We start from the raw sequence: 26001 nt of genomic DNA, 5'->3' as shown, positions 1-26001 counted from the left end.
TGAGGAGTTAGTTATCGTTTATCTCTTTTCCCACTTGTTGATCGTTTCACTAAAGAAACTGAATCATGACCTGCTTGAATGAAAGTGCGGTTATGATTACAAAGACTTTGGTGGTTATTGCGGGCAGGATCACCTCTTACCATTCCGAACAGAGAAGTTAAGCTGCCCAGCGCCGATGGTACTTGGACTTGATCCCGGGAGAGTAGGTCACCGCCAATTTATGAAAGCCTCGTTCTGCACCTGCAGAATGGGGCTTTCTCCATTTAGAGACATCCGTGCGGGGAGTTACACGCCGAGTCCTACTGCCACATCCTATAATTTTGACATTCTATCATTCTAATCCCCGCTTTAGAAGGGATCAGTAATGGCGCAAATAAATGTGAATATTCCCCTCCAAACCTTGCTCTTAAAACCTCCCCCGCACCCGCGGCCGCGCCCCAACAACCGTCAAAATTCCACCCAAAAGCATCTATTCAGCCACTGATCGCGTTAAATAGGTAGTCACCTTGTCGAAAGAAACCGTTAATCCATCGATTGTACGGCCTGATTTCTTCACGGAACGCTTACCTTATTGACTAAATACATCGACCATGCTGTTTATCGCTGCTATTTTGCTTTCCATCTGGTTCTGGCGCCGCAATATGAAAGACGCCGGAATGTGGATGATCGCCACTTACGCTGGCCTCGGCCTCCTTTTCTGGAACGACTACGCCTCCGCCTCTACGATGAATGATGCCGTACCCAGCATTGTTCGTGACTTTATCCTTATCGGTATGGTCGGCTTTGTGCAAAGCCTCGCCGTCAATAAGCGTATGCCTATTTGGTTGGCTATCGTGATTATGTTAGGTCTCTTTGCCGCAGCTCATTTCTTGAAGTTTGATACCCAGATGATGGGGAATGAAGCTGCCGGAGTAGATGCAATAGCTACCGAAGCAGGGGAGATTGCTCCCGTTACAAATCTCTTCGAACAGGAAGAATTCCTGGTAGAAGTAAAGGAAGGAGCTGAGGGTCAGAGCTTTCGGGCCGATGCTTTTCAGCGTGGCTGGAAGGTAAGCACAGCCTTTACGCCAGCAGACGAGGCCTCCACCTACCTGGATAACTATTACGTGCTGGATGTAACCAACATAGCCTCCGCAGAAAAGATGCTCTCCGGTATGGCCTCCGTTGCTTACTTCGAGCCCAATGAGGTGATCAACGTAGAGCCCCTCATTAGCGAAGAAATTGGTAGCCAGAAACGCAATCCCTCTCTGAGCATCAATGATCCGGAAACGGAGCAGCAGTGGGCCATGGAAGTACTCAATATGGAGGCTTACTACAGCCTGCTCGCCAGGCAAAGTCCAAAGAAGCAAGCAAAAATTGCTATTCTGGATACGGGAGTGGATGGAAACCATGAAGATATCCGGGCGAACTACTTTTCCGTTAACAAGAAGTACGATAACGACCCCATGGGGCATGGTACTCACTGTGCCGGCATCGCTGCGGGCGTGACGAATAATGGCATCGGTATTGGTAGCCTTGCCGGAACGGGCAAGCAGCCCTTTGTACAGGTAACCAGCATCAAAGTGCTGGGTTCTGGCGGAATGGGAACCCAGAAGAGCATCATTGCGGGCATCATCGAGGCCGTAGACGAAGGCGCCGACGTTATTTCCCTTTCACTGGGGGGACCCAGCAATGCCAGCCGGCAAAAAGCTTACAGTCAGGCCGTTAAGTACGCTCATGATCACAACGCTATTGTTATTGCGGCCGCTGGCAACAGCAACCGTGACTCTAAAGATTACGCCCCGGCAAATGCTAAAGGTATGATCACCGTGGCGGCTCTTGACCAGTTCTTACTCCGCGCACCTTTCTCTAATAAGGTAAATAATGTGGCCCGGGGTATCGCTGCGCCAGGAGTAGGGATTTACAGCACAACTCCCAATAATAATTATAAGTCTTTCAGCGGAACGAGTATGGCTTGTCCGTTCGTAGCTGGTCTTTTGGGCGTGATGAAATCCGTCAATCCGGAGTTAACGGCAGATCAGGCTTACAAAATTCTGAAGTCAACGGGTATCGATGGTAAAGAAACCCGTTTGACGGGGCGCATCGTTCAGCCAGCGGCGGCGCTGGAAGCAGCGTTGAAGTAGTGTTGCTGCTAAAGCGTCAGAATCTAAGAAAAACGGTACTCTACCACGAAGTGAATCTGTGGTTAACCTTTCAGCTGCGTAGCGGCCCCAGAAACCTCTCTCCCGACCCCCAGAGCTAACGCATACTCACCGGACGCTCAAAGGAACTCAGCAATTTCGCCTCCGGCTCCATGGCTGAGCACACTTCGAGGTCCTAGACTGCCAATTTAGGACCTCGAAGTGTGCATTTTCCGTAGCGGAGGATAAAATGTTCCTTTGAGGGTCCGGCTTCGAGTATGCGTTAGCCCTGCCCCCGACCGCTCTCCGGTAAGTCTCGCCTACGGCTCAACGGAGAGGGGAGCCCTTCGGTAAAGACCTTTCGCAAGTACAATAGTCGGTTACCGAATACTCTCCTAGCCCTTCTGTTCTCTGCAGTCTCTGCGCGCAAATTCCGCTGCGTAGCAGCTATTTCAAAAGTACGCCGAAAGCCCCTACCTTGTCCCCATGGATTTAGGACTTAAGAATAAAACCTTCGCCGTAGGCGGAGCAACCAGTGGCCTCGGCCGGGCCATAGCGGAAACACTCCTTGCCGAAGGAGCAAAGGTGATCGGTATCGCCCGTGGACAGGAAAAACTGGAGGAGATGGCCGGGGAGCATCCGGACCGCTTCGTCCCATACGCTGCAGACCTGACGGACGCTACGGCCGTTAAAAATCTGGGCTTTTACCTCATCGACCAGAATATTGACGGGATGGTGCTCAACGCCGGTGGCCCGCCAACGGGTAGGGTAGAGGAGCTGGAGATGAAAGATTGGGACCGCGCCTGGGAAAGCACCCTTCGGTGGAAAGTTCAATTAACAACTGCCCTTCTACCGTTGCTGAAGGGTAAGGAAAATGGCAGACTACTTTACCTGGAAAGTGTATCCATCAAACAGCCGATTGACAACCTGGTATTGAGTAACGCCATGCGGGCTGCGGTTGCGGGCTTCGTGAAAACCCTTAGCCGGGAAGTAGGGGAGAGCGGGCTCACCGCTAATATTCTCGCACCGGGCTACCACGCTACCCCCCGGATTACTACCGTCCTGGAGAAGTCTGCTGATATTCAGGAGGTGCCGCTGGCGGAGGTGGAAAAGCAATTTGCCCAGGAGACTTCGGTAAAGCGACTCGGTGCTCCGTCGGATTTTGCCGCCCAGGCTGTATTCCTGCTTTCCCCTAAAAGTGGATACATCACTGGTCAGACCATCACCGTAGACGGAGGGCTCGTCAGACACATCACCGGATAATGAAGTATTTTATCAATAAAGAAGCGGATCTCCCGCTACAGGAAGTATACCCGGGGATTACCGGGCAACTGATTCACACTGAAGCCCTAACTATTGCTGATTTCCAAATCGCGAAGGGAACGGTATTGCCGGAACACGCGCATCCGCACGAACAAATTTCTACGGTTCTGGAGGGACGCTTTGCCTTTACCGTTGGCGGAGAGGAACGCATTCTGGTGGCCGGGGAGGTGGCCGTTATTCCGGGAAACGTTGCTCACAGTGGTACGGCCCTTACGGATTGTCGGATCATCGACGTCTTCGCGCCGGCAAGAGAAGATTATAAACTGAGCTAAGATGAAGATCTTTTACCTCGGCAGAAAACCATCGACCTTCCCGCCCGCCCTTGATTGGCGGCGCTGGGGTGGAGAGCCAATGTTTGAGGTAGATGCTTTTGCCCTTTTTAACCAGGAGGGTGATCTGACGGAGGAGGATATAGAGAAGGCTCAACTGGCCAGAATGCACGGCCGTCCGTGGCTGTACTTCGGAGAACTGCCTTTTCCGCCCTTTTCAGAGTCCGCGCGTAGTTGGCAAACCTTTGAGCCGGAGAAGAGAATGGAAGAGTATCTCCATGCACTGTCCGCTCTGCCCCGCACGAATTACCAGCCAATAGACTGTAACTTTTACGATAATTTTGAAGCGGCCATCGTGCAGCGGCGGCCCGTGAAAATCAAATACCGGGGGGGGGGGGAGTCTCCGTTACGGATAGAAACCCGCTTACTGGACACAAAAACGGACAAAACGGAAGAATACGTCCAGTTTCGTAACGGAGACTGGCTCCGGCTGGACCGCGTGATTAGCGTAGATGGCCTGGCGGCGGGGGAGAGTTGCCGGTTTTAGGGGAGGTTGGAAGTTGCAAGTTGCAGGTTACAGGTTTCAAGTTACGGGTTGCAAGTTGGAAGTTGCAGGTTTTAAGTTGCGGGTTGCAGGTTGGAATCTTGCACCTTGTAACCTGTAACCTGTAACCTGCACCCCGCACCCTGTCAAACCATCCGTGAATGCCAGCTATCCTCCAGCGGGCGTTCGAATATCTGACGGAGCTCACCGAGCTCCTTTACGAGCGGGTCAAATACGATGGAATCGTTTTCCAGCTTACCGCTGCGGTAGAGCTCTTTGAACTCCTCCCGGCTAACGGTGTGAATGTCTCCCTGGGCATCGCGATAGCTAAAACGCATCCGGTTGAAAAAGTCGATACCCATTTCAGCACCAAGGCCTTGCAGGAAGTGAACGGAACCATCAATGGAGCAGCCGCTGGCCTCGGCTTGGGTCTCATCAACGGCAATAACGATAAAACGATTGTGCAGGATATCTGCCGCAGCTTTGAGTTCCCGCCGGTGGCTTACCCAATTGCTGACGAACTCCTGAAGTTTAGTCTTTATATAGGTGGTCTCTTCAGAAGTTAGCGCGCGCTCCGCACCATAGATCCAGATGCGGCTTTCGGAGACAAGTTGATTCAAGGAAGAGGACATTGGCGAAAGGGTTAAAATTGCGCCGCAAAGGTAGTCAGTACCAGCTTAAGTTAGTTAGTCGCGTCAAAATAGAAAAGCAGGCGCGTACGCAGGTGCAGGGGAGGGTAGGAAGCCGGGATGGTTCATTGCTGACAACTTTCTCTGCACCTGCGGATGCGCCCGCACACAACCCCTTGTGTAGATTTTATCTAAATAATGCAGTGCTTTGCCAACAAGTTTGTTAAAGAAATGTCATGAAAGTATCTTTGCGCGACTAAGCGAGGGGCGATTTTTGCCTCTATGCTCGCAACTTACTAAATGTCAATTCATAATGACATACCAGCCCAGAATACTACCGGCTCTTCTTTTCTTCTGCTTACTCCTTATTGGAGGTCCTTCTGCCTTTGCGCAGGATGATCCCGCTCCCGAAACCCCCGCTGAAGCACCCGTTGAGGCAGGTGCTGTTGCTCCGGGAGAAGGGGATTATAAAAAAGGTAAAGCGCTCTGGAATGCTAACGTTTGTGGTTCCTGCCACAATAAGAACATGAAAGACAAGGCTACCGGCCCCGCTCTTGGCGGTGTTGAGGAGCGTTGGTCTGCGGAACCCCGTGAACATCTGTATCGCTGGATTCAGCAGTCACAGGCTTTGATCGCCTCCGGTGAGTCCGCCCGCGCTCAGGCCGTTTGGGCCGAGTGGAGCCCTACTATTATGTCTAATTACACGGGCCTTACGGGAAGCGACATTGAGCACCTGCTGGCTTTCATTGATGGTCAGTACACTGGTAACATCCCCGGTGGTGGTGGTGATGGCGGAACTCAAATTACTGCTGTTGCTGAAAAACAAGACAACACCTGGCTTTTCGTCATTCTTGGTGGTGCGCTGCTGCTGCTTTCCCTGATCCTTGCCCGGATTACGAGCAATATGCAGTATATGGTAGCCACCAAAGAAGGAGGCAGCCCTGCCCGTCGTACGCTGATGGAAATCCTGACGAGCAAGGGCATGATCGCTTTTGTACTTTTTGCACTGGTTGTTTTGGGTGGTTACACTACGGTAAACCACGCCATTGAACTGGGGCGGCAGCAGGACTACCAGCCGGAGCAGCCCATCAAGTTCAGCCACGTTACGCACGCTGGGTTGAACCAGATCGAATGTCAGTACTGTCACGACGGTGCCCGTCGTTCGAAGCATTCCGTTATTCCTGCGGTTAATACCTGTATGAACTGTCACCGGGCCATCAAGAAAGGTAGCCAGTACGGTACGGCGGAGATCACTAAGATCTATGCAGCTATCGGTTACGATCCGATTGAGGATGCTTACATCAAAGACTACGAGAACTACAGCAACGAGGAGGCCAAGGAGATCTACAAGAAGTGGATCGCTCAGGAGTACATTGCTGACGAAGGTGATCTGGACGAGATGGAAAACGTCATTGAAGATCAGTGGGATGGCGTTGTTGCAGCCCTCACTAATGATATGACCGGTGATGATAAAGTTGCCGGCCCCGTAGAATGGGTTCGTATCCACAACCTGCCGGACCACGCCTACTTCAACCACGCCCAGCACGTTACCGTCGGTAACCTGAAGTGTCAGAACTGTCACGGCCCCGTAGAGGAGATGGAGCTCGTCTATCAGTACAGCCCGCTCAGCATGGGCTGGTGTGTTAACTGTCACCGCGAGACGGATGTACAGTTCGACAACGAATACTACAAAGCCTACGAGAAGTACCACGAAGAGATGAAAGACGGAGAACGGAAATCGGTTACCGTTGAAGACATCGGTGGTCTGAACTGTCAGCGTTGTCACTACTAATCATTAGTAAGCAGTAGGAAAAGGAACGGCCTCAGAGCCGGGATCAAAAACAAAATCACGCTGCCTTCGGGTAGCTAACGAACACAGGCTCAGGCCACGTTCAAATATAGATTGCATGAAAAAGCAAGTCACCAACATCTGGGTAGGAACGGATCAGCTCGAAGGGAGCGCCGATTACGTGAAAGCTACTGATAATGAAATCGGGTCTCCGGTAATGGACGCCGCGGAAGATTCCCGGTTGGAAAGCAGCCGCCGCGATTTTCTGAAGTACCTCGGTTTCGGTATGACCGCCGCAACCATCGCTTCCTGTGATATCCCGGTACGTAAGGCTATTCCATACGTTTCTAAGCCGGATACTATCGTTCCCGGTGTTGCTTCTTACTACGCTTCTACCTTCGTTCAGGGCGGCGACTACGTTCCCGTGCTGGTGAAGACCCGCGAAGGACGCCCCATCAAGATCGAAGGTAACAGCATGAGCCCCATCACTAAAGGTGGTACGAGTGCGCGTGCTCAGGCATCCGTACTGGGTGTTTATGACACCAGCCGCTTCGACGGTCCTTACCGCATCGATGGAGGAAAAGTTAAAGCCGGAGAGAAAGCTGGCTGGGACGCCATTGATGCTGAAATCAGTGGTAAAATGAGCAGCGGTGCCCGGGTGCGCATCGTATCGCATACCATCATGAGCCCTTCCCTTCTTGCGGCAATTGGTGAATTTAAGTCTCGCTACTCGAATACCGAACTGGTTCAGTACGATCCCGTTTCCAGCGCTGCCCTGCTGGACGCCAACGAGCGGACTTTCGGCATGCGCGCCGTACCAAGCTATCATTTTGATAAGGCGGACGTTATCGTATCCATCGGTGCCGACTTCCTGGGTACCTGGATCTCTCCCGTACAGTTTGCCCGGCAGTACGCCATGGGCCGTAAAGTAGACAACGGTAAAATGTCTCGCCACATTCAGGTGGAGAGCAGCATGAGCATGACGGGCTCCAATGCGGATAACCGCATCCTCGTTAAGCCATCTGAGCAAGGGCAGGCCATTGCTGCCCTGCACGCTGCCATTGTAGGCGGTGGAAGTGGCTCCCTGAGCGGAGAGGCAGGCGCTAAGATCAAAGCCGTTGCCGCCGAACTAAAGAAAGCGGGTTCTCACGGACTCGTCGTTAGTGGCAGCAACAACCTGGCGGAGCAACTGCTCATCAACGCCATCAACCAGAAATTAGGTGCTTACGGCACCACCATCACGACTGATCGCTGGAGTATGCAGCGTAAGGGTAGCGACCAGGCTCTTGGCCAGCTCGCCGCTGACCTGGAAAAGGGAAGCGTTGATGCCCTGATCGTACTCGACGGTGCGAACCCGGCCTTTGATAATCCATGGGCGGCTAAGTTCACCGAAAGCATCGCTAAGGCGAAGCTGAGCATCAGCATGAGCGGTGTCCCTAACGAAACGGCTCTTCTCTGTCAGTACGTAACACCGACACACCACTACCTCGAAAGCTGGGGTGATGTGGAAGCGGTACAGGGGGAGCTATCCCTGATTCAGCCAGCTATCACTCCCATCTTCGCCAGTGTCGGCCGCGCCGGAACTCGCGAACAGGGGGAGAGCCTGTTGGTATGGGGCAAGTCTTCTGCTTACCAGGCGGATGCGGAGCAGCCTTACTTTGAGTACGTCAAATCGGTTTGGCAGGCAACAGCCTTCGCTGCACAGTCTGACTTCGTTACGTTCCAGGCTTTCTTCGACAATGCGCTTCAGGCAGGTGTACTCACCATTCCGGTGACTGCTGCCGCTGCTGTCGAAGGCGAAACGCCTGCGCCTGCGGGTGGATCTACCGGGCAGGTTTCCAAGCCGGGTGCCGGACAGGAAGTTAATTTCTACGAAACGATCAACATCGGTAACGGTGTTTATGCCGGTAACCCCTGGTTGCAGGAAGTTCCCGATCCCGTACTGCGTACCGTTTGGGGCAACTACCTCAGTATTCCCGTCAAGTGGGAAGGAGGTAATAGCTACACGGCTTATAACGACCTCAACAATGAGGAGTACAAGGGTAAGGCTGATATGGTTAACCTGACCATTGGCGAAACAACTCAGGCCATTACGGCTGTTCGCCAGTTTGGCCAGAAGGAAGAGACCTTTGGTTTAGCCTTGGGCTATGGCCGCACGGTGACGGGTGTTTCCGGTCGGGCGATCGGGCATAACGTTGGTATCAACGTTTACCCCTGGCTGCCGGTAGATAGCCTTGGTTACGTACAGTACTACGCCGACGGAGCAACCGTATCCGGTAAAGTAGACGTAGAAGAAGAGTTCGCCAGCGTTCAGTACCACCACACGATGGGCCTGACGACGAAGAACGAGGAAGGCAAAATGGCCTACTACAATAACCGGACGGGTGAAATCACTTACGAAGCCCCAACGGAAGAGCAAAAAGCCTACATCGAGCCTTACAACGTCGACGAAAAGACGGTGATGGAGCTTGGTGAAGGTATGCAGGGCGGTTTGACCGACCGTTCCATCATTTACCAGGGTGGCTTCGGCGAGCTGGGTGAATTGAAGGAGCACATTGCTCACCAGCGTGAGCACGCCAAGCACCTCAACGATCAGACGCTGTACCCCTACGAAGAGTACGCCGAGAACATCTACAGCCAGGGACACTGGTGGGCGATGCACGTCGACCTGCAGGCCTGTATTGGTTGTGCTGCCTGTGAGGTAGCCTGTGTGGCGGAAAACAACGTTCCTATCGTGGGTAAGTACGAAGTATGGCGCCACCACGAAATGAAGTGGCTCCGTATTGACCGGTACTACTACGGCGACGTAGAGAACCCGAAGGCTGTTTACCAGCCGATGATGTGCCAGCACTGTGATAATGCTCCCTGTGAGAATGTTTGTCCGGTAAACGCCAGCCAGCACAGTAATGAGGGACTCAACCAAATGATCTATAACCGTTGTATCGGTACCCGTTACTGCGCGAACAACTGTCCTTACAAGGTTCGTCGCTTTAACTGGCTTGACTTTACGACGGGTGATCTCTTCAGCTCCAACGAACCGGAAGTACAGGATGAGGAACTGCCATTCGGCGCTGACAACCTGACGCGGATGGTCCTCAACCCTGACGTTACCGTTCGTAGCCGTGGTGTAATCGAGAAGTGTAGCTTCTGTACGCAACGCCTGCAGGCTGGTAAGCTGACCGCCAAGATCGAGAAGCGCCAGCTGCGTGACTCTGATGTTCGTACGGCTTGCCAGACGGCTTGTCCGACCGGAGCCATCACCTTTGGTGACCGGAACAACAAGCACGGTGATATTGCCGGTAAGCTTGGCAACCCGCTGAACTACCTGGCGCTGGAGGAAGTCAACACCCAGAGTGCGGTATTCTACCAGGCCCGGGTGCACAACTCACTGGAAGAGCTGGAAGCATAAAGATTCTCGATTGGCGAATCTCGAATCTCGATTCCTGATTGGCCGCCAGAGATGATAACACAAAGATTACCGCCCCGGCGGAAACCATAAAATGAGAATTGATACTGATAGTTGAGGATTGAATGCCAAATCAAGAATCAAATGTCGAGAATCGAGAATCAAGAATTAATTTAATTATGAGTGGACATGTAGCCCCCGTTCGCCGACCGTTAATCACGGGTAGTAAAACCTACCACCAGATAACGGAAGACATTTGCCGCCCAACGGAGACAGCCCCTTCGCTGTCATGGGTCATCACTTTTATTATTTCCGTGATTGGCCTTGGCCTGTTCGCCTTCAGCGTTGCCTGGACGGTATGGGTCGGGATCGGTTCCTGGAACCTTAACCGTACCATTAACTGGGGTTGGGATATTACCAACTTTGTTTGGTGGGTAGGTATTGGTCACGCCGGTACCCTTATCTCGGCCATTCTCTTGCTGTTCCGCCAGAAATGGCGGACGGGCGTGAACCGTGCTGCAGAGGCCATGACGATCTTCGCCGTAGTCTGTGCCGGTCAGTTCCCGCTCATTCACATGGGACGTCTCTGGCTGGCCATCTTCATCTTCCCTTACCCCAACACGCGGGGGCCGCTGTGGGTGAACTTCAACTCACCACTGCTTTGGGACGTATTCGCGATCTCTACTTACTTCACCGTATCCCTGCTTTTCTGGTATGCTGGTTTGGTGCCTGACCTGGCTACGGTCCGGGACCGCGCGAAGGGTTTCCGCAAGAAAATCTACAGCATTGTTTCCTTCGGCTGGAACGGTAGTGCAAAGCACTGGCAGCGTTGGGAGAGTCTCTCTCTGATCCTGGCGGGTCTGGCTACGCCACTGGTACTTTCCGTACACACGATTGTATCCTTTGACTTTGCAACGTCGGTTATTCCCGGCTGGCACACGACGATCTTCCCTCCCTACTTTGTAGCGGGAGCTATCTTCTCTGGTTTCGCCATGGTACTGACGCTGATGCTCATTGCCCGTAAGGTGCTGCACCTGGAAGATTACATCACCATCGAGCACATCGAATCGATGAACAAGGTAATCCTGCTAACGGGATCAATCGTAGGTGTCGCTTACCTGACTGAGCTTTTCATCGCCTGGTACTCTGGTTACATCTACGAGCAATTTGCCTTCCTTAACCGGGTTCTTGGCCCATACTACTGGAGCTACATCGGCATGATGCTCTGTAACGTACTCTCTCCCCAGATCTTCTGGTGGAAGAAACTGCGGACAAGCCTCTTCTGGACCTTCTTTATGTCGATCTTTATCAACATTGGTATGTGGTTCGAGCGCTTTGTAATTATCGCAACGACCCTGGCCCGTGATTACCTCCCTTCCAGCTGGAGTTACTACGTGCCAACCTGGGTAGAGATCTGCATCTTCATCGGCACGATTGGCCTGTTCTTCACGCTCTTCCTCATCTTCACGCGGGTTGCCCCGGTAGTGGCAATTGCGGAAGTGAAGAGTATTCTCAAAACGGCAGGTGACCAGTACATCGGAGACGGTGCACACCATGGCCACGGTACTCACGTACCCGCAGCGGTTAATGACATTGGTGCCGGTGGCACGGTTGACATTGACGGCGAAGACAACACTCCAACTCACTAAATCAGTTCAAAGAAATATATCATGGCAGACGCAATGGCACATAGCGGAGTTCCGGTCGGAACAGCTACGGCATCCGACACCGGACGCAATATTCTCTTCGGGCTGTACGACGACGAAGAAAAACTACTCGATGCGGTGAAAGCGGCTAACGCTGATCATCTCGACATTGACGAAGTATACACGCCTTTCCCCGTTCACGGGCTGGACCCACTACTGGGGCTGGAGGAGAGTCGCCTGCACCAGGCGGGCTTCATTTTCGGCAGCATCGGTTGTTTGTTCGGTTTTGGTTTCATGACGTGGGTGTTTACCCGCGACTGGCCAATCATTTTCGGTGGAAAGCCGTACTGGTCCGTTCCGGCCTTCATCCCGATCACTTTCGAGCTTACGGTACTGTTCGCAGCGGTAGGTATGGTAACGGTGTTCTACATCATCTGTGGTCTTGGCCCGGGTGCGGAGCCCCGGCGCCTGCACGACCGGATTACGGACGACAAGTTCTGCATCGCTTTCGATGCTACTGATTTGAGTAGCGACGAGATCGACGGCCTGAAAGGCTTCTTTTCGCGCACCGGTGTAGAGAGCGTACACACCAAAGTGGTTCCCGTTTAAAGGAGCCGTTTTTGGCGCGCACGCAGGTGCAGTGAAAGGGTAGGAGAGCAGGGCGGATGAGCCCGGAGCCTTCCTTGCTTTTCAACTGACGTTGCACCTGCGTTCTGCGCCCGGAAAACCATTAAAATTAACGGAGTCATTCACGGCTCCATCGAAGTATATAGCATGAAAGATTTGCGGATACTGGTTTTGTCACTTGCTTTTGCAGTCGTCCTTACGGCCTGCTCTAAACCTGACGGCAACTTTACCGGTAGCGAGTATATGCCCGATATGGCCCACTCACTGGCCATGGAGGCGAATACCTACAATTACTACTACTACAATACCTGGGACGATGAGTCTACCATCGCCCTGTCAAAGCTGGCTTACCCGCGGGTGCCTGCCAACGGTACGGTACCCCGTGGTTATGCTTCAGCATTCCTGCCGGGCATGAAGGCTCCCAAGTCAATGGACGACATGGAGCAGATGCGCGGTCTGATGGTGGATAAAGATGCGCACAACGCCATCAGCGTTCCTACCAGCGGAAGTGTTCCTTACTACTTTGAAGATTCTGCTGAAGGCCGCCTGGCCTCAATGGCTGAGCTGATCGACAATCCTTTCCCGATTACGGAAGAAGGAATGGTTCGGGGAGCTAAACTCTACAACATCTTCTGTGGCATTTGTCATGGTGCTCAGGGTAACGGACTTGGTTACATCTATGATGATGAGCAGAATCCGAATGCTAAGTACCCGCTTGCACCGGCTAACTTCCTGACGGATGAGTTTAAGGCTGCTTCTAACGGTCGTTACTACCACGCCATCATGTACGGTTATAATGCGATGGGAGCTTATAAAGACAAGATCAGCTACGAGGAGCGTTGGCAGGTGATCCACTATATCCGCAGCCTGCAGGCTAAGGATTCTAAGCTGGAGTACAGCCAGGAGAGCAACACGCTGAATCCTTCCTTTGGCACTCCACTGGCTGATTTTGAAGCCATGGCCGGAAGCCATTCCGGAGATGAAGAGCATATGGATGCTGCCCACCAACTCGGTGCTGCCCATGAGGGAGATCACGGCGAGGACCACGGCAGCGATGAAGGCCACATGCGCAAGAAGTAAGGCAGAGATACCACCCACACTACAAAACTTACGGGCCAAGGCCCCGAAATACTATACCAGATGGAGAACTTTGTATTCTCATCCCGTGCAAAACTCATTACCGGTGGAACGGCCCTGTTCGGTCTACTACTACTCATCTTCAGCTATTTTGTAGATGGGGGAGAGGCACATCATATGCGGTTTTGGACGAACCTGCTACACAACGCATCCTTCTTTACGGGGATTGCCATCATTGCCTGCTTTGCTTACGCGGCCTTTACCACGGCTTACGCCGGTTGGTTCGTACAGTTTAAGCGGGTGTGGGAGAGCTTTGGTATGTTTATTCTGCCCGGTATCTTTCTCTTTGGTGTACTAATTGTAGGCTTGTGGATGCATAGCCACCACCTCTACCACTGGAATGATGAGGCAGCTGTGCTGGCGGACCCTATTCTGACGCATAAGTCTGCATTCCTGAACCCCGTTTGGTATACTGGTGCGACGATCATTATTCTGGCGGTTTACTACTGGTTGATCAGTACGATCCGTAAGATCAGTATTGATGAGGACACCAACGGTACAACGGATTACAGTCACCATAAGCGGATTAAGAAGTGGGCAGCCCCCATGCTGGCCGCCATTGGTTTCACGAGCCCTTTCCTGATCTGGCAGTGGATTATGTCCATTGACGCTCACTGGTACTCAACGATGTTTGCCTGGTATGCTTCAGCTTCCTTGTTCGTGGCGATGACGGCACTGACGATTATGCTGCTGATCTACCTCAAGAGCCGTGGCTACTATCCCGGTATTAATCAGGAACACTTCCACGATTTGGGTAAGTACCTCTTCGCGATTTCCATTTTCTGGACCTACGTTTGGTTTAGTCAGTTCATGTTGATCTGGTATGCTAACGTTGGGGAAGAAACGATCTACTTTAAACTACGGATGGATCAATATCCGGTCCTCTTCTGGGGGAACCTGTTGTTGAACTTCATCGCTCCCTTCTTCATCCTGATGCGGAACGATACAAAGCGTAAGATGGGTACACTCTTCTTTGCTTCTGCTATCGTGTTCTTTGGCCACTGGTTTGACTTCTTCAACATGATTAAGCCCGGTGCGCGCGAAGCAATGATTGAGATGGTTGCTCACCACGATGCTGATCATGGCGAAGAACATGCTACCATGGACGCTCATGCAGGGGATGATCACGCTGCTGCCGGACATGATGATCATGCTGCTGCCGGACACGGTGATGACCACGGTCACGCTGCTGACGATCACGCCATGGCCAGCCATGACGGTGACCATGGAGACGCTGCAGATCATGGACATGCCGACCTTCCTTTCAAGTCCGGATTCACAATTCCAGGCTTACTGGAAATTGGGATTTTCCTTGGCTTCCTGGGTGGTTTCCTATTCTTTGTCCTGAGTGTTCTTAGTCGTGCTCCGCTGGAGCCGAAGAAAGATCCTTACTTCGAGGAGAGCCTTCATCACCACACCTAGTGATCCCTTGTTTAGACTGAGTCTAAACAGTAAGGGAGTAGTTAACCATAACAGTCTGCTCCCGTTAAATTTGCAATCAAGCCGGAAATACAACAATTTCTGGTTAGAAAAAAAGAAGCTAACTTTAAGCTGATGAGTACATTAATCGTTATAATCTGTATTGCCCTCCTACTGCTGATCATTTTGCAGATTGGTCGTGTGCGGGATCTTGCCAAGCAATTGCGTGGCGCCGAAGAGGTGGAAGCCAGAAATACGCAGATGACCGGGATTTATCTGGTTGCTTTCATGGTGGTTTTCCTTGTTTTGGCTACCGCTTCAGCGTTCTACTACAAGAACATGATGCTGGGCTACGGCCCGAATGAGTCGGCTTCCGCCCACGGTGGCCGGATTGACTCCATGATGAGCATTACTTTGTGGGTGACTTACAGTGTATTCATCCTTACGCATATCCTGCTGTTCTGGTATGCTTTTAAGTACCGCCACCAAAAAGGTCGTAAAGCTGAGTTCATTTCTCACAATAACACTTTGGAGATTGTCTGGACCGGTATTCCCGCCATTGTAATGACCTTCCTGGTAATTAGCGGGCTTGATGCATGGAACGACATTATGGGAGACGTTGGTGTTGACGATAATGTACTTGAGATTGAAGCTACTGGTTACCAGTTTGCCTGGCAGATGCGCTACCCGGGTCCTGATGGCCTGTTGGGCCGTAAGGATTTTCGCCTGATCGAAGGTTCTAACCAGCTCGGTCAGGACTGGACAGACCTTAAGAACGCCGATGATGTTCTGGTCAACGATATTGTTTTGCCCGTGAACCAGAAGGTACGGGTTCGGATTACGGCAAAAGACGTACTGCACGATTTTTACCTTCCTCAATTCCGGGTGAAGATGGATGCGGTACCGGGCCTTCCGACTTACTTTGTGTTTACCCCTACCAAGACTACTAAGGAGTGGCGCAAAGAATTGTCCAAGTACCCTGAATATCAGGTGCCTGATGAAAACGATCCGGAAAAGATGCGTTGGGAAACGGCAAACTATGAACTGGCTTGTGCTGAGCTTTGTGGGGTTGGACACTGGTCTATGGCCCGTAAAGTCACCATCGTTGAAGAAGACGAATATGAAGAATGGGCTGCTGAGCAGAAGTCTTTCTACATGGAAAACATTCGTTTCACCAAGGATGACCCCAACACGGGAATGCTGTTCCCCGCAGAAATTGCTGCCCGTCGTGCTGAATTTAACACGGAGGCTAACACTGCCTTGCAAACGGAGGATGACGCTGACAACACACTTATTCTGAAGTACGTAACCTTTGAGACGGGAAGTGCTAATCTTACGGAGCTGAGCCGCTACCAGTTGGATGATGCTATTGCTTTCCTGAAGAAGAATGCGGACGTAAACTCTTTCCTGAAGGGACACACCGACAATACGGGCAACTTTGATTCTAATCTGAGTCTTTCCCAGCGTCGTGCAGAATCTGTTTACAACTACCTGGTGAAGGGAGGCATTGCTGCTGACCGTCTCATCAGTGCTGGTTTCAGCTCTACTGTACCGATTGACACCAACGAAACAGAAGAAGGACGTCAGGCGAACCGCCGGACGGAATTATACATTACGCGGGATGCATTACCCGTTATTGAGCGCCTTTCCAAGTAAACTATCACAAGAAGAATCTTAAAGCTGACTAATATGGCCACTGCGACACTCACGGCACCAGCGACACGGGATGAAGGACTAATCCAGGAACTGGGTTATGACGATCATTTCCACGAGCACCACCACGGGGACAAATACCAGTCGAATTTCATTTCGCACTACATTTTTTCCATGGATCACAAAATGATTGCCAAGCAATTCCTGATTACGGGGATGATCTGGGCTATTATTGGTGGTCTGATGTCTCTTGTTTTCCGTATGCAACTGGGTTTCCCCGAGGAAAGCATTGCCTGGCTTAAGCCTGTTTTGGGCAAGTGGATTGCGGTGAGCTCCGACGGTGTCGGTTCTCTTACGCAGGATTTCTACTATGCTCTGGTGACAATGCACGGTACCATTTTGGTATTCTTTGTATTGACGGCTGGCTTGTCGGGAACCTTTTCGAACTTACTTATTCCACTGATGATTGGCGCGCGAGACATGGCATCTCCATTGCTGAACATGTTGAGCTACTGGTTCTTCTTCATCTCAGGAATGATCATGTTTTCATCATTGTTCCTAAGTACCGGGCCTTTCGCAGGTGGCTGGGTGGCTTATCCTCCGTTGTCAGCACTTCCGCAGGCGATGGACGGTTCCGGAGCTGGTATGACCCTTTGGACGATCTCCCTGGTTATGTTTGTTGTTTCCGTTCTTCTTGGCGGTATTAACTACATCACCACGGTACTTAACCTACGGACGAAAGGTATGAGCATGTGGCGTCTGCCACTGCCGATCTGGGCCTTCTTTGTAACGGCCATTCTTGGTCTGCTTTCCTTCCCCGTACTGGTTTCTGCTTTCTTCCTGATGATGCTGGACCGTGGTATTGGCACAAGCTTCTACCTTAGTGAGATCTTCATTGGAGGTCAGGCGTTGGACCACGTAGGTGGTAGCCCCATTCTTTACCAGCACCTTTTCTGGTTCCTTGGGCACCCGGAAGTATACATTATTATTCTGCCTGCGATGGGTATTGTTTCGGAAGTTCTTTCTGTACACGCCCGGAAGCCTATTTTCGGTTACAAGGCGATGGTATTCTCGATCCTGGCGATTGGTTTCCTCTCCTTCATCGTTTGGGCTCACCACATGTTCATGTCTGGTGTAAACCCATTCATCTCTAACTTCTTTGTAGTCTTCACCCTCATTATTGCCGTTCCATCGGCGGTGAAGGTGTTTAACTGGATTGCCACGCTATACGGCGGTAATATTCGATTTAATCCCGCCAGCCTTTTTGGCATTGGCTTTGTATCGATGTTCATCTCTGGTGGTCTGACCGGTATCTGGTTGGGTAACTCCACACTCGATATTCAGCTGCACGACACTTACTTCGTGGTTGCTCACTTCCACATCGTAATGGGTGTTGCTGCCTTCTTCGGTATGTATGCTGGTGTTTATCACTGGTTCCCGAAGATGTATGGCCGCTTCATGAATGAGACGCTGGGTAAATTCCACTTCTGGGGTACCCTTATCGGTGCCTACTGTGTCTTCTGGCCTATGCACTACATCGGTATGGCTGGTGTTCCCCGTCGTTACTACAGTTTTGATGCCTTTGATGCCTTCAGCCACTTTGCTGAACTGAATAAGTTCATCACCATCGCGGCTATTATCACCTTCGGCTTCCAGCTGCTCTTCGTCCTCAACTTCTTCTACAGTATTTGGAAAGGACGTAAGCTGACAACTCCAAATCCATATAATGCGAACACCCTGGAGTGGACTACACCAATTGAAACCGGACACGGTAACTGGCCAGGAAAACTGCCTACGGTTCAGCGTTGGGCTTATGACTATGGTAAGGACGGACGTGAGTTCATCAGCCAGGTCGAGCCGGTGTCGGAGGATGAATCTCCGGCGCACTAGGGGAGAGGTAGTATTGTAGACGGGAGGAGGTGTTTCACCAAAAACTATCGTCTTATATATTCCTGACCGAAAAGTCGCTGCCCGTAGTTCGTCCGGTCATCCGCGAATTACGGGCAGCTTTATTTAACCATCATTTCAAGATTACTTTGAACGAGTCATCCACAAGTCGGGCTTCAGCTTCTCTCTTCAGCCAGCGGTTGTCGGACTTTAGCGCTCTGGTAAAGTTTCGACTTTCTGCCACGGTAGTATTGTCTTCCGTGTTGGCCTATCTGGTTGCGCTTGGTGCTGTCGGCGTTAGCTGGTGGGCCGTGATGGTGTTGACAATGGGTGGGTTTCTGACCACGGCTGCGGCCAACATTCTTAATGAAGTTCTTGAAAAAGATTACGACCGTCAGATGGCCAGAACGGCCAATCGCCCGCTGGCCGAAGGCCGGCTGAATACGAGTGACGCACTGCTGCTCGCTGGCTTCTCCAGTATTGGCGGCATTACGCTTCTGGCGCTGTTCAATCCCTGGACAGCTTTTCTGGGCATGGTTTCCCTGATCAGCTATGCCTTTGTGTATACCCCTTTGAAGCGGGTTGGTCCGGTTGCGGTTCTGGTTGGTGCTATTCCTGGTGCCTTACCGGCACTTATCGGTTGTGCTGCGGCAGAAGGTCAAATAACTTTGCTGGGTATTACCCTCTTTGCGGTTCAGTTTTTTTGGCAGCTACCTCACTTTTACGCCATTGGTTACCTTGGGTTTGCGGACTACCGCAAAGCAGGCTTTAAGCTGGTGCCAGAGCGTAATGAAAAAGTTGCTGCTGGCATACTTGGCCGGGATGCCGTAATCTCGACTCTCGTTTTACTTCCACTATCAGTCGTACCCTATTTTCTTGGGGCTACCAGCTGGTGGGCTGCAGCACTAGTTGTAATACTGGGACTTGTTTTTCTATGGTTTGCCTGGGCTTTTCGCTCTGCGCCAGCCCGAAAGACTGCCCTTGGGATGATGTTTTTCTCATTTGCTTACCTGCCGTTGGCTTTTACGATCTACTGGGTTGGCCGACAGCTACTATAAACAAAGAGTAATGGAAACAACGATCAAAACGGAAATGGAAGTCGCCACCCGGCGCAATAAAGTCCATCCAAAGAAAATGGCCCTTTGGGTCGCTCTGGTTAGCCTGGCGATGATGTTCACCGCCCTTACCAGTGCTTATATCGTACGCCGTTCCGCAGGAAACTGGTTGGAGTTTTCCATTCCTACTATTTTCTACTGGAACACTTTGGTCATAGTGGCAAGTAGTCTAACTTTGCACGCCGCTTTGGGAGCCTTCAAACGGGAGGCCGAAGGAGCGTACAAAACGTTGATTTCTGCTTCCTTCGGTTTAGGGATTGCGTTTGTAGTAATGCAGTATGCCGGCTGGCAGCAGTTAGCAGCGGAGGGTGTTCCACTGACGATTAATCCTTCAGGAGATTTCGTTTATGCCATCAGTGGCCTGCACGCTCTTCACGTCATTGGAGGGATTGCCGCTTTAGCCGTTGCCTTAGTGATGGCATTCATTCGGAAGCTACGTCGTACGCCCGCCAGGCAGTTACGGCTCGAGTTAACGGTGACCTACTGGCACTTCATCGGTGCGCTCTGGATCTACCTTATTTTGTTCCTGAGTCTGCAGCGCTAAAAAAAATTAAAGAACTTTTCCTCTGCTTCGGTGGAGGGAAACCAATTACCACCTAGTTACAAACTATTCAAACATGGCCGAACACACGGACACACTTGTCGCGGAAGACCACGACCACGACCACGCTCACGGCTACGAAGCCGGTTGGGAAGGCGGAAAGGAAAAGCCCTTTGGTGCTGGCTACGGAAAGCTGATGATGTGGTACTTTCTGCTGTCTGATGCCTTCACCTTTGCGGGCTTTCTGATTGCCTACGGTACGCTACGTTTCAGCAGCCCGAGCTGGCCGGTACCGGATACGGTATTTTCTACTGCTCCTATCGGTATTCACGATATGCCGTTGATTTTTGTGACCTTCATGTCCTTCCTACTGATCATCAGTTCAGGAACTATGGTACGTGCCGTACAGGAAGGAGCTCGGGAGAACAAGCGGGGCGTTGTCTTCTGGATGTTGCTCACGGTATTAGGTGGTGCTGGCTTCCTTGGCTGTCAGGCCTGGGAATGGAACAACCTGATCAACGTAGAGCACATGACGGTGACTACCAATCCTTTCGGCACCTACACAGAGAATGGCGTTTACCTTGATCCGGAAACGGGCGAACGGACGGACGAGTTGGTAGAAGAAGGCGAGACCTACCTTCTACATAAGGCCGGTGCTTCTCATGGTGAAGGACACGAAGGAGAAGATCACTTTGAATTTTCTACTACTCCGGGCGATTATGCTGGGTATACAGTTGATGATGATCAGTTTATCCACCGTAAGTACATCACCGACGCTGGTGAAACCAAAACGCAGGCTTTTGGTCCTACGGCCTTCGGTGCGCTCTTTTTCGGTATTACGGGTTTCCACGGTTTCCACGTATTTACCGGTGTCATCTTCCTACTCATCATCCTGATCAATGCGGGTAGTGGCGTGTACGCCAGCCGTAAGAACGGATATGAGATGGTTGAGAAGATTGGCCTCTACTGGCACTTTGTAGATTTGGTATGGGTATTCGTATTCCTGGTTTTCTACCTGATCTGACCCCCTCCCCAACCCCTTCCCGCAGTATACTGCAGGAGAGGGGCTATTAAAACGCTAAGCGTTTTCTATTAACCCCAACTAATAATATTCGGATTGCATCCGAATCCTAAATAAAAAATCATGGCTGGTCATCTTAGCTACGAAGATTCAAAAAAAGCCGTCTGGAAAGGCCTTGGTCTGCTGGCTGCAGTAACTCTGGCGGAAGTATTTCTTTCCCTGATGAAAGCAGCGGAGTGGGCAGAGGATATCCAATGGGTATTCGTTCTGGCTTCTTTACTTATCATCATCCTGTCTGTTTACAAGGCTTACTTTATCATCTATGAGTTCATGCACATGGGCTATGAGGTAAAAGGGCTTGCTATGAGTGTATTACTGCCGATGTTCCTTCTGGTATGGGCGCTCATCGCTTTCTTTTCAGAAGGCAGCTATTGGAAAGATAACCGGGCAGAGATCGAAGATCGTAACCAGTTAGAGGCAACTCCCGGAGTTGGTGCGGTTATCACGGATGAAGATTTTGTGGTAGGCTAAATCTCCAGCTTACCACTAACAAGAGAATGATCAGCATTCAGGGCCTGCGGGAACTGGATGCTGATTGCTTTTAGGGGTGGGGTGTGTAATCTGAGGAGAAATTACTCCGCCGCTAAAACCCCCTCCCCAACCCCTCCCCACGGGGGAGGGGCTGCTTGAAAACGCTACGCGTTTTGCAAAAACAGTCGGTCTAATTCACAATCAGGTTACACACCCTATTTTAGGGGTGATGTGCTTGGGATAACTGAAACGAGGGGCGGGGCAAAGGACCCCTTCTGTCCGTTGCTTCCCACTCGCTACGAGAGACAGCCCTCCGGGCCTGAAAGGGTTTACCCTTGCACCTGTACTTCGGCTTCGCTCAGCAACCACGGTCCCGCGCCCCGGAATCCCACGGGAGCGTCATAATCGACTTTTTTGTGATCAATCTGGCGATCACGTGGTTACCTTTGGAGAAGATAAAATCATTATGGCAAAGCGCAGTGGAATTCTAAGTACGGGTATCGTATTGCTCTTGTTGGTTGGCCTTCCCGCCGTGTCTTATTTGTACCTGTCCAGAGGGTATGAGTATCGTAAAGACGGGATTATGACGCAGGGCGATTTCGGGAAAATGCCCGATTTGCAGGACCTGTCCCCGGTGCGGGGGGAGCTTCCTGAGCAGTTGCGTGGGGCCATGACCGTTGTGGGTTGGATGGATCCAACCAAGCCCGCAACAACGAACACTTACGGGCAAATGCTGGACAGCGTTTACCAACAGTTCAAGGATAGTCCTAACCTTTACTTTACCACAATTACTCATGCAGATGACCCTGCTGCGGTGGCGAAGGAATTTGCGGAAAAACATCATTTGGAGAATAGTGACATGCTGAGCTTTCTTTCGGCTGACGATGAAAATTTTCTGCAGACTGCCAGGGACTTTAAGCTACCCGGTACACCGGGAGAGAGTCCTGTTGTAGCACTGGTAGACAGCTCCCTGACTATTGTGAAACATTATGATCTGGGCAGCCGTGACGAGACGCTTGGATTAGTACAACTTATTTCCCTGATCATACCATTGCCCCAGCGCCCTGAGATAGTACTGGAACGCGATAAAGAATTATAGAGATGATAAAAGCTTATCCTGAACTAACGACTTACCCAGAAAAAGAACGTGGCCTGAAGATTGCCGTATGGGTTGCTTCGGTTGCCGTGTTGTTGCTGGTCGGTCTTATGCGACAATACAAGCTGCCGGTACCGGATGGCTGGGACGTAGGTTTTTTGCCCGCAGTAAACGCTACACTCAACGCCCTTACCGCCGTTGCGCTGCTATTTTCCCTCTACTTCATCAAGCAACGTAAAGTAGTAGCGCACCGAAATGCTAATGCACTTGCCCTCGGGTTTTCGGTCTTATTCCTGCTATGTTACGTCGTTTATCATTTTACGACGCCAGAGGTGATTTACGGAGATGTAGACCATGACGGGCTGCTCTCCGCTGCAGAAGAAGCCGCCGTTGCCGGTAAGCGAACGACTTACCTGGTCATTCTTCTGTCCCACATTTCGCTGGCGGGCATTTTGCTTCCCTTCATTTTGCTGACGACTTTACGGGCACTTGTGGGGAAATACGAAATGCATAGGAAAATGGCCCGGATCGTTTGGCCACTTTGGCTGTACGTAGCGATTACGGGACCCGTAGTGTATTTGATGTTGCGGGGATACTATCCTTAGGGAGATAACGAAAATAGTAGGCTACGCCAGAACAACGAAAAAGAGGGGTTGCGCCATGACCTTTGGCCCATTGCTTACCCCTCGCTACGAGAGACGGCCTTCCGCGCCTCAATTTTGAACTTTTAGAGGGCCGGTTTACCTTATCTTTGTATCACTATTAAATTCCTTCTGTTATGAGAAAATTACTGCTGATCGCTTTTGCTTTTGCCCTGGTGATGATCCTTGGAACGGGAGAAGAATTATTAGCGCAATGTCCTATGTGTCGTGCTACTGCGGAAACCAATCTGGCTAATGGTGGAACGGAAGGCCGCGGTCTTAATCAGGGAATTCTCTATCTGTTGGGGATGCCCTACGTACTGATTGGCGCGGTAGCTTTCTTTTGGTGGCGCGGACGCAAGAATATCGACGAGGAGGAACTGGTCGCTGAGTAAATTACTCCACCAGAATCTTATCGGTGATCACCTTGGAGAGAACTTCTTTTGGATGCCCTGTGTAGGCAACAGCCATTGAACCATCAAATAGTTGCTTGGTAAGGATGTGAATTTTTGTTTGCAGAGCGATCTTCTTTTCGTTCATGAGCAACAAAAAATCGTTGGAACGATGGGCCAGCCCAACGACAGAAACGGTCTGCCCGGGCTCACAATCACTAAGACATTTACGGTTCGTCTGGGTCAATTCCCCCTGCTCGTCAGGGATCGGGGAGCCGTGTGGATCGAAGGCCGGATTACCCATTAGTTCATCCATCCGGTTAAAGAAATCAGGGCTTTTGACGTGCTCAATTTGTTCGGCAATATCATGGACTTCCTCCCAGCCAAAGCCCATCTGTTCAACCAGATACATCTCCGTAAGCCGATGCTTGCGAACGATGAGCGCTGCCTCCTTACGGCCCTTTTTAGTCAGTAGTAGCGGCTTATATTTTTGGTAAACTACCAAGCCCCGATCATGGAGTTTTCGGACCATATTATTGGCCGTTGGCGGGCTCACTCCCAGTGTTTTGCTGAGGTCAGAAATACTGACTTTTCCCTCCTCATTGGAAAGAGAGAATAATGCCTTAAGATAATTTTCTACGGTTGGGCTTGCCATGAGGAGCGAAGATAAGTAATGGAAAAGAGGAGAAGAAGAAAAAAGGTAGCGGCAGTAATATTGTCAGGACAATGGTTTAGATTTGAGTGAGATTTCCCACTGCTCAATACATTGGTTTATGCCCGCCATCAGCGTTTTCGAAATTTTCAAGATTGGGGTTGGCCCTTCCAGTTCTCATACCATTGGACCCTGGAAGGCAGCTTCCCGGTTTTTGCTTTCGTTGGAAGGCCTGGCGTTTGATCGGCTGGAGGTCCATTTGTTTGGTTCCCTGTCGAAGACAGGGCGGGGGCACGCTACCGATGCTGCCGTGCAACTGGGCTTGATGGGCTATGATCCCGTAACGGTGGACACGGGCAGTATCCCGGAAATACTGGCGGAGCTTCAGGAAAATAAGATCCTCACCATTGGGGAACGCTTTTTGCCCTTCGATCCTGAGCGGGATATTCTATTTACCAATGTCAACCGAAAGAGCCATCCAAATACCTTAGAGTTTTTGGCGTATTTCCAGGAAGAGGTGGTGAAGGTGGGGACCTATGCTTCCGTGGGTGGAGGGTTCATCAAGGAAGTCGGTGTTCGCCCCAAGGGAAAGCGGGTGAAATTTCCGCACCCGATTGAGAAGGGGAGGGACATCCTCGGCTACACGGATGAATTAAATAAGAGTATTGCGGAGATTGTCTTTGATAATGAACTGTCTCTTCGTCCGGCAGCGGAAGTCCGTCAGAAACTCCAGGAGATTATCGATGTAATGAAAAAGTCGGTTTACCGGGGCTGCATCACGGAGGGAGTGCTTCCCGGTGGACTAAACGTTCGCAGGCGCGCGAAAGGGATTTGCGACGATTTACTGGAGCATCGTCCCTTTAGCAACCAGGCAGAGTGGGAGGCTGGCGTAAGAAGTACAACTGCTGACTTCCGGACCATCAACAAATGGATCAGCTGCTTCGCGCTGGCGGTCAACGAAGAGAATGCAGCAATGGGGCGAATCGTTACCTCGCCCACGAACGGGGCCGCCGGGGTAGTGCCTGCAGTCTTGCTGTACTATTATTTTTTCTGTGACCCGGAGCCGAATTTCGGGGTGGACGACTTCCTGCTCGTGGCGGGAGAAATTGGCTGCTTGTTTAAAAAAGGAGCGACGATCTCGGCGGCGGTGGGTGGTTGTCAGGCGGAGATCGGGGTGTCGTCGGCAATGGCGGCGGGGGCGCTGACGCAGGTGCAGGGAGGGTCTCCCCGGCAGGTGCTCATGGCCGCTGAGATTGCCATGGAGCATCACCTTGGCCTCACCTGTGATCCCGTAGGCGGGCTGGTACAAATTCCCTGCATTGAGCGCAATGCCATGGGCGCCATGAAAGCCATTACGGCCGCTAACCTCGCCCTGGCCGGTGACCCGGAACACTCTAAGGTCGACATCGACACCGTCATCAAAACCATGTGGGACACGGCCAAAGCCATGAATAGTAAGTATAAGGAGACCTCAGAAGGCGGGCTGGCGTTTAATTTACCGGTAGTGCTGCCAGAGTGTTAGGCTCAGGTAGGAGGGATAGTAATGGTAGTAGGATAGTCATT

General features: G+C 51.4%; 22 protein-coding genes and 1 rRNA gene. 21 read left to right on the top strand and 2 right to left on the bottom strand.

Features of this window, described 5'->3' with window-relative positions; translation table 11 throughout:
* The first annotated feature begins 106 nt into the window (after nucleotides 1–106).
* From rrf to BM123_RS02260, 5 genes are all read left to right on the top strand, one after another.
* Nucleotides 107–219, top strand: a 5S ribosomal RNA gene (rrf, locus tag BM123_RS02280).
* Between the two features lie 371 nt (nucleotides 220–590).
* On the top strand, nucleotides 591–2123 hold the full coding sequence (locus BM123_RS02275) for a S8 family peptidase (RefSeq protein ID WP_090165170.1): 1533 nt from the start codon (nucleotides 591–593) through the stop codon (nucleotides 2121–2123).
* Nucleotides 2124–2606: 483 nt separating this feature from the next.
* Entirely contained in the window at nucleotides 2607–3383 is a 777-nt protein-coding gene (locus BM123_RS02270; protein WP_090165169.1) for an SDR family oxidoreductase, read from the top strand.
* Nucleotides 3383–3715 carry a cupin domain-containing protein gene (locus BM123_RS02265; protein ID WP_090165168.1) on the top strand — a complete coding sequence of 111 codons (333 nt, stop codon included), beginning with the start codon at nucleotides 3383–3385 and terminating at the stop codon, nucleotides 3713–3715. The genes BM123_RS02270 and BM123_RS02265 overlap by 1 nt, the downstream gene beginning before the upstream one ends.
* 1 nt (nucleotide 3716) lies before the next feature.
* Nucleotides 3717–4259: a hypothetical protein gene (locus BM123_RS02260; protein WP_090165167.1), complete on the top strand. Its 543-nt coding sequence runs from the start codon at nucleotides 3717–3719 to the stop codon at nucleotides 4257–4259.
* 143 nt (nucleotides 4260–4402) lie between these two features.
* Here the strand turns inward: BM123_RS02260 and BM123_RS02255 are convergent, their stop codons facing one another.
* Nucleotides 4403–4888 (bottom strand): hypothetical protein, encoded by a 486-nt coding sequence (locus BM123_RS02255; RefSeq protein WP_090165166.1) that lies wholly within the window; start codon nucleotides 4886–4888, stop codon nucleotides 4403–4405.
* 310 nt (nucleotides 4889–5198) lie between these two features.
* On the opposite strand from BM123_RS02255, the gene BM123_RS02250 reads away from it, so the two are divergent.
* From BM123_RS02250 to BM123_RS02180, 15 genes are all read left to right on the top strand, one after another.
* A complete protein-coding gene (locus BM123_RS02250) occupies nucleotides 5199–6677 on the top strand; it encodes a c-type cytochrome (protein ID WP_245748392.1) in 1479 nt (492 codons plus the stop codon).
* A gap of 115 nt (nucleotides 6678–6792) precedes the next feature.
* Entirely contained in the window at nucleotides 6793–10083 is a 3291-nt protein-coding gene (locus BM123_RS02245; protein ID WP_090165165.1) for a TAT-variant-translocated molybdopterin oxidoreductase, read from the top strand.
* Nucleotides 10084–10259: 176 nt separating this feature from the next.
* Nucleotides 10260–11729: an NrfD/PsrC family molybdoenzyme membrane anchor subunit gene (gene nrfD, locus BM123_RS02240; protein ID WP_090165164.1), complete on the top strand. Its 1470-nt coding sequence runs from the start codon at nucleotides 10260–10262 to the stop codon at nucleotides 11727–11729.
* 21 nt (nucleotides 11730–11750) lie between these two features.
* Nucleotides 11751–12335, top strand: a complete 585-nt coding sequence (locus BM123_RS02235) for a DUF3341 domain-containing protein (protein ID WP_245748390.1) — start codon at nucleotides 11751–11753, stop codon at nucleotides 12333–12335.
* A gap of 165 nt (nucleotides 12336–12500) precedes the next feature.
* The gene (locus BM123_RS02230; RefSeq protein WP_090165163.1) at nucleotides 12501–13433 is read left to right on the top strand and encodes a c-type cytochrome; all 933 of its coding nucleotides are present in this window, start codon (nucleotides 12501–12503) and stop codon (nucleotides 13431–13433) included.
* 60 nt (nucleotides 13434–13493) lie between these two features.
* On the top strand, nucleotides 13494–14912 hold the full coding sequence (locus tag BM123_RS02225) for a hypothetical protein (RefSeq protein WP_090165162.1): 1419 nt from the start codon (nucleotides 13494–13496) through the stop codon (nucleotides 14910–14912).
* A gap of 132 nt (nucleotides 14913–15044) precedes the next feature.
* The gene (locus tag BM123_RS02220) at nucleotides 15045–16565 is read left to right on the top strand and encodes an OmpA family protein (protein ID WP_090165161.1); all 1521 of its coding nucleotides are present in this window, start codon (nucleotides 15045–15047) and stop codon (nucleotides 16563–16565) included.
* A gap of 33 nt (nucleotides 16566–16598) precedes the next feature.
* The gene (locus BM123_RS02215) at nucleotides 16599–18452 is read left to right on the top strand and encodes a cytochrome c oxidase subunit I (RefSeq protein WP_090165160.1); all 1854 of its coding nucleotides are present in this window, start codon (nucleotides 16599–16601) and stop codon (nucleotides 18450–18452) included.
* Between the two features lie 29 nt (nucleotides 18453–18481).
* The gene (gene cyoE, locus BM123_RS02210) at nucleotides 18482–19507 is read left to right on the top strand and encodes a heme o synthase (protein ID WP_245748389.1); all 1026 of its coding nucleotides are present in this window, start codon (nucleotides 18482–18484) and stop codon (nucleotides 19505–19507) included.
* A 10-nt stretch (nucleotides 19508–19517) separates the two neighbouring features.
* A complete protein-coding gene (locus BM123_RS02205; RefSeq protein WP_090165158.1) occupies nucleotides 19518–20108 on the top strand; it encodes a cytochrome c oxidase subunit 3 in 591 nt (196 codons plus the stop codon).
* Nucleotides 20109–20181: 73 nt separating this feature from the next.
* On the top strand, nucleotides 20182–21129 hold the full coding sequence (locus BM123_RS02200) for a cytochrome c oxidase subunit 3 (protein ID WP_090165157.1): 948 nt from the start codon (nucleotides 20182–20184) through the stop codon (nucleotides 21127–21129).
* A gap of 120 nt (nucleotides 21130–21249) precedes the next feature.
* Nucleotides 21250–21657, top strand: a complete 408-nt coding sequence (locus BM123_RS02195) for a cytochrome C oxidase subunit IV family protein (protein ID WP_090165156.1) — start codon at nucleotides 21250–21252, stop codon at nucleotides 21655–21657.
* A gap of 466 nt (nucleotides 21658–22123) precedes the next feature.
* A complete protein-coding gene (locus BM123_RS02190; protein WP_139211721.1) occupies nucleotides 22124–22756 on the top strand; it encodes a hypothetical protein in 633 nt (210 codons plus the stop codon).
* A 2-nt stretch (nucleotides 22757–22758) separates the two neighbouring features.
* Nucleotides 22759–23358, top strand: a complete 600-nt coding sequence (locus BM123_RS02185) for a DUF420 domain-containing protein (RefSeq protein WP_090165154.1) — start codon at nucleotides 22759–22761, stop codon at nucleotides 23356–23358.
* Nucleotides 23359–23531: 173 nt separating this feature from the next.
* Nucleotides 23532–23789, top strand: coding sequence for a hypothetical protein (locus BM123_RS02180; RefSeq protein ID WP_090165153.1), 258 nt, complete (start codon nucleotides 23532–23534; stop codon nucleotides 23787–23789).
* A gap of 1 nt (nucleotide 23790) precedes the next feature.
* On the opposite strand, the gene BM123_RS02175 is transcribed toward BM123_RS02180, so the two are convergent.
* Nucleotides 23791–24441 carry a metal-dependent transcriptional regulator gene (locus BM123_RS02175; RefSeq protein ID WP_090165152.1) on the bottom strand — a complete coding sequence of 217 codons (651 nt, stop codon included), beginning with the start codon at nucleotides 24439–24441 and terminating at the stop codon, nucleotides 23791–23793.
* Nucleotides 24442–24622: 181 nt separating this feature from the next.
* Between BM123_RS02175 and BM123_RS02170 the strand changes: the two genes are divergently transcribed.
* On the top strand, nucleotides 24623–25960 hold the full coding sequence (locus BM123_RS02170; protein ID WP_406603235.1) for an L-serine ammonia-lyase: 1338 nt from the start codon (nucleotides 24623–24625) through the stop codon (nucleotides 25958–25960).
* Nucleotides 25961–26001: the final 41 nt, after the last annotated feature.

The sequence above is a fragment of the Neolewinella agarilytica genome (assembly GCF_900110645.1).
Classification (GTDB): Bacteria; Bacteroidota; Bacteroidia; order Chitinophagales; family Saprospiraceae; genus Neolewinella; species Neolewinella agarilytica.
This window is presented reverse-complemented; position numbering and strand designations above follow the sequence as displayed.

Excerpts from the sequence above, each read along its gene's own strand:
- BM123_RS02275 (WP_090165170.1), top strand. The coding sequence starts at position 591 with ATGCTGTTTATCGCTGCTATTTTGCTTTCCATCTGGTTCTGGCGCCGC.
- BM123_RS02270 (WP_090165169.1), top strand. The coding sequence starts at position 2,607 with ATGGATTTAGGACTTAAGAATAAAACCTTCGCCGTAGGCGGAGCAACC.
- BM123_RS02265 (WP_090165168.1), top strand. The coding sequence starts at position 3,383 with ATGAAGTATTTTATCAATAAAGAAGCGGATCTCCCGCTACAGGAAGTA.
- BM123_RS02260 (WP_090165167.1), top strand. The coding sequence starts at position 3,717 with ATGAAGATCTTTTACCTCGGCAGAAAACCATCGACCTTCCCGCCCGCC.
- BM123_RS02255 (WP_090165166.1), bottom strand. The coding sequence starts at position 4,888 with ATGTCCTCTTCCTTGAATCAACTTGTCTCCGAAAGCCGCATCTGGATC.
- BM123_RS02250 (WP_245748392.1), top strand. The coding sequence starts at position 5,199 with ATGACATACCAGCCCAGAATACTACCGGCTCTTCTTTTCTTCTGCTTA.
- BM123_RS02245 (WP_090165165.1), top strand. The coding sequence starts at position 6,793 with ATGAAAAAGCAAGTCACCAACATCTGGGTAGGAACGGATCAGCTCGAA.
- nrfD (WP_090165164.1), top strand. The coding sequence starts at position 10,260 with ATGAGTGGACATGTAGCCCCCGTTCGCCGACCGTTAATCACGGGTAGT.
- BM123_RS02235 (WP_245748390.1), top strand. The coding sequence starts at position 11,751 with ATGGCAGACGCAATGGCACATAGCGGAGTTCCGGTCGGAACAGCTACG.
- BM123_RS02230 (WP_090165163.1), top strand. The coding sequence starts at position 12,501 with ATGAAAGATTTGCGGATACTGGTTTTGTCACTTGCTTTTGCAGTCGTC.
- BM123_RS02225 (WP_090165162.1), top strand. The coding sequence starts at position 13,494 with ATGGAGAACTTTGTATTCTCATCCCGTGCAAAACTCATTACCGGTGGA.
- BM123_RS02220 (WP_090165161.1), top strand. The coding sequence starts at position 15,045 with ATGAGTACATTAATCGTTATAATCTGTATTGCCCTCCTACTGCTGATC.
- BM123_RS02215 (WP_090165160.1), top strand. The coding sequence starts at position 16,599 with ATGGCCACTGCGACACTCACGGCACCAGCGACACGGGATGAAGGACTA.
- BM123_RS02205 (WP_090165158.1), top strand. The coding sequence starts at position 19,518 with ATGGAAACAACGATCAAAACGGAAATGGAAGTCGCCACCCGGCGCAAT.
- BM123_RS02200 (WP_090165157.1), top strand. The coding sequence starts at position 20,182 with ATGGCCGAACACACGGACACACTTGTCGCGGAAGACCACGACCACGAC.
- BM123_RS02195 (WP_090165156.1), top strand. The coding sequence starts at position 21,250 with ATGGCTGGTCATCTTAGCTACGAAGATTCAAAAAAAGCCGTCTGGAAA.
- BM123_RS02190 (WP_139211721.1), top strand. The coding sequence starts at position 22,124 with ATGGCAAAGCGCAGTGGAATTCTAAGTACGGGTATCGTATTGCTCTTG.
- BM123_RS02185 (WP_090165154.1), top strand. The coding sequence starts at position 22,759 with ATGATAAAAGCTTATCCTGAACTAACGACTTACCCAGAAAAAGAACGT.
- BM123_RS02180 (WP_090165153.1), top strand. The coding sequence starts at position 23,532 with ATGAGAAAATTACTGCTGATCGCTTTTGCTTTTGCCCTGGTGATGATC.
- BM123_RS02175 (WP_090165152.1), bottom strand. The coding sequence starts at position 24,441 with ATGGCAAGCCCAACCGTAGAAAATTATCTTAAGGCATTATTCTCTCTT.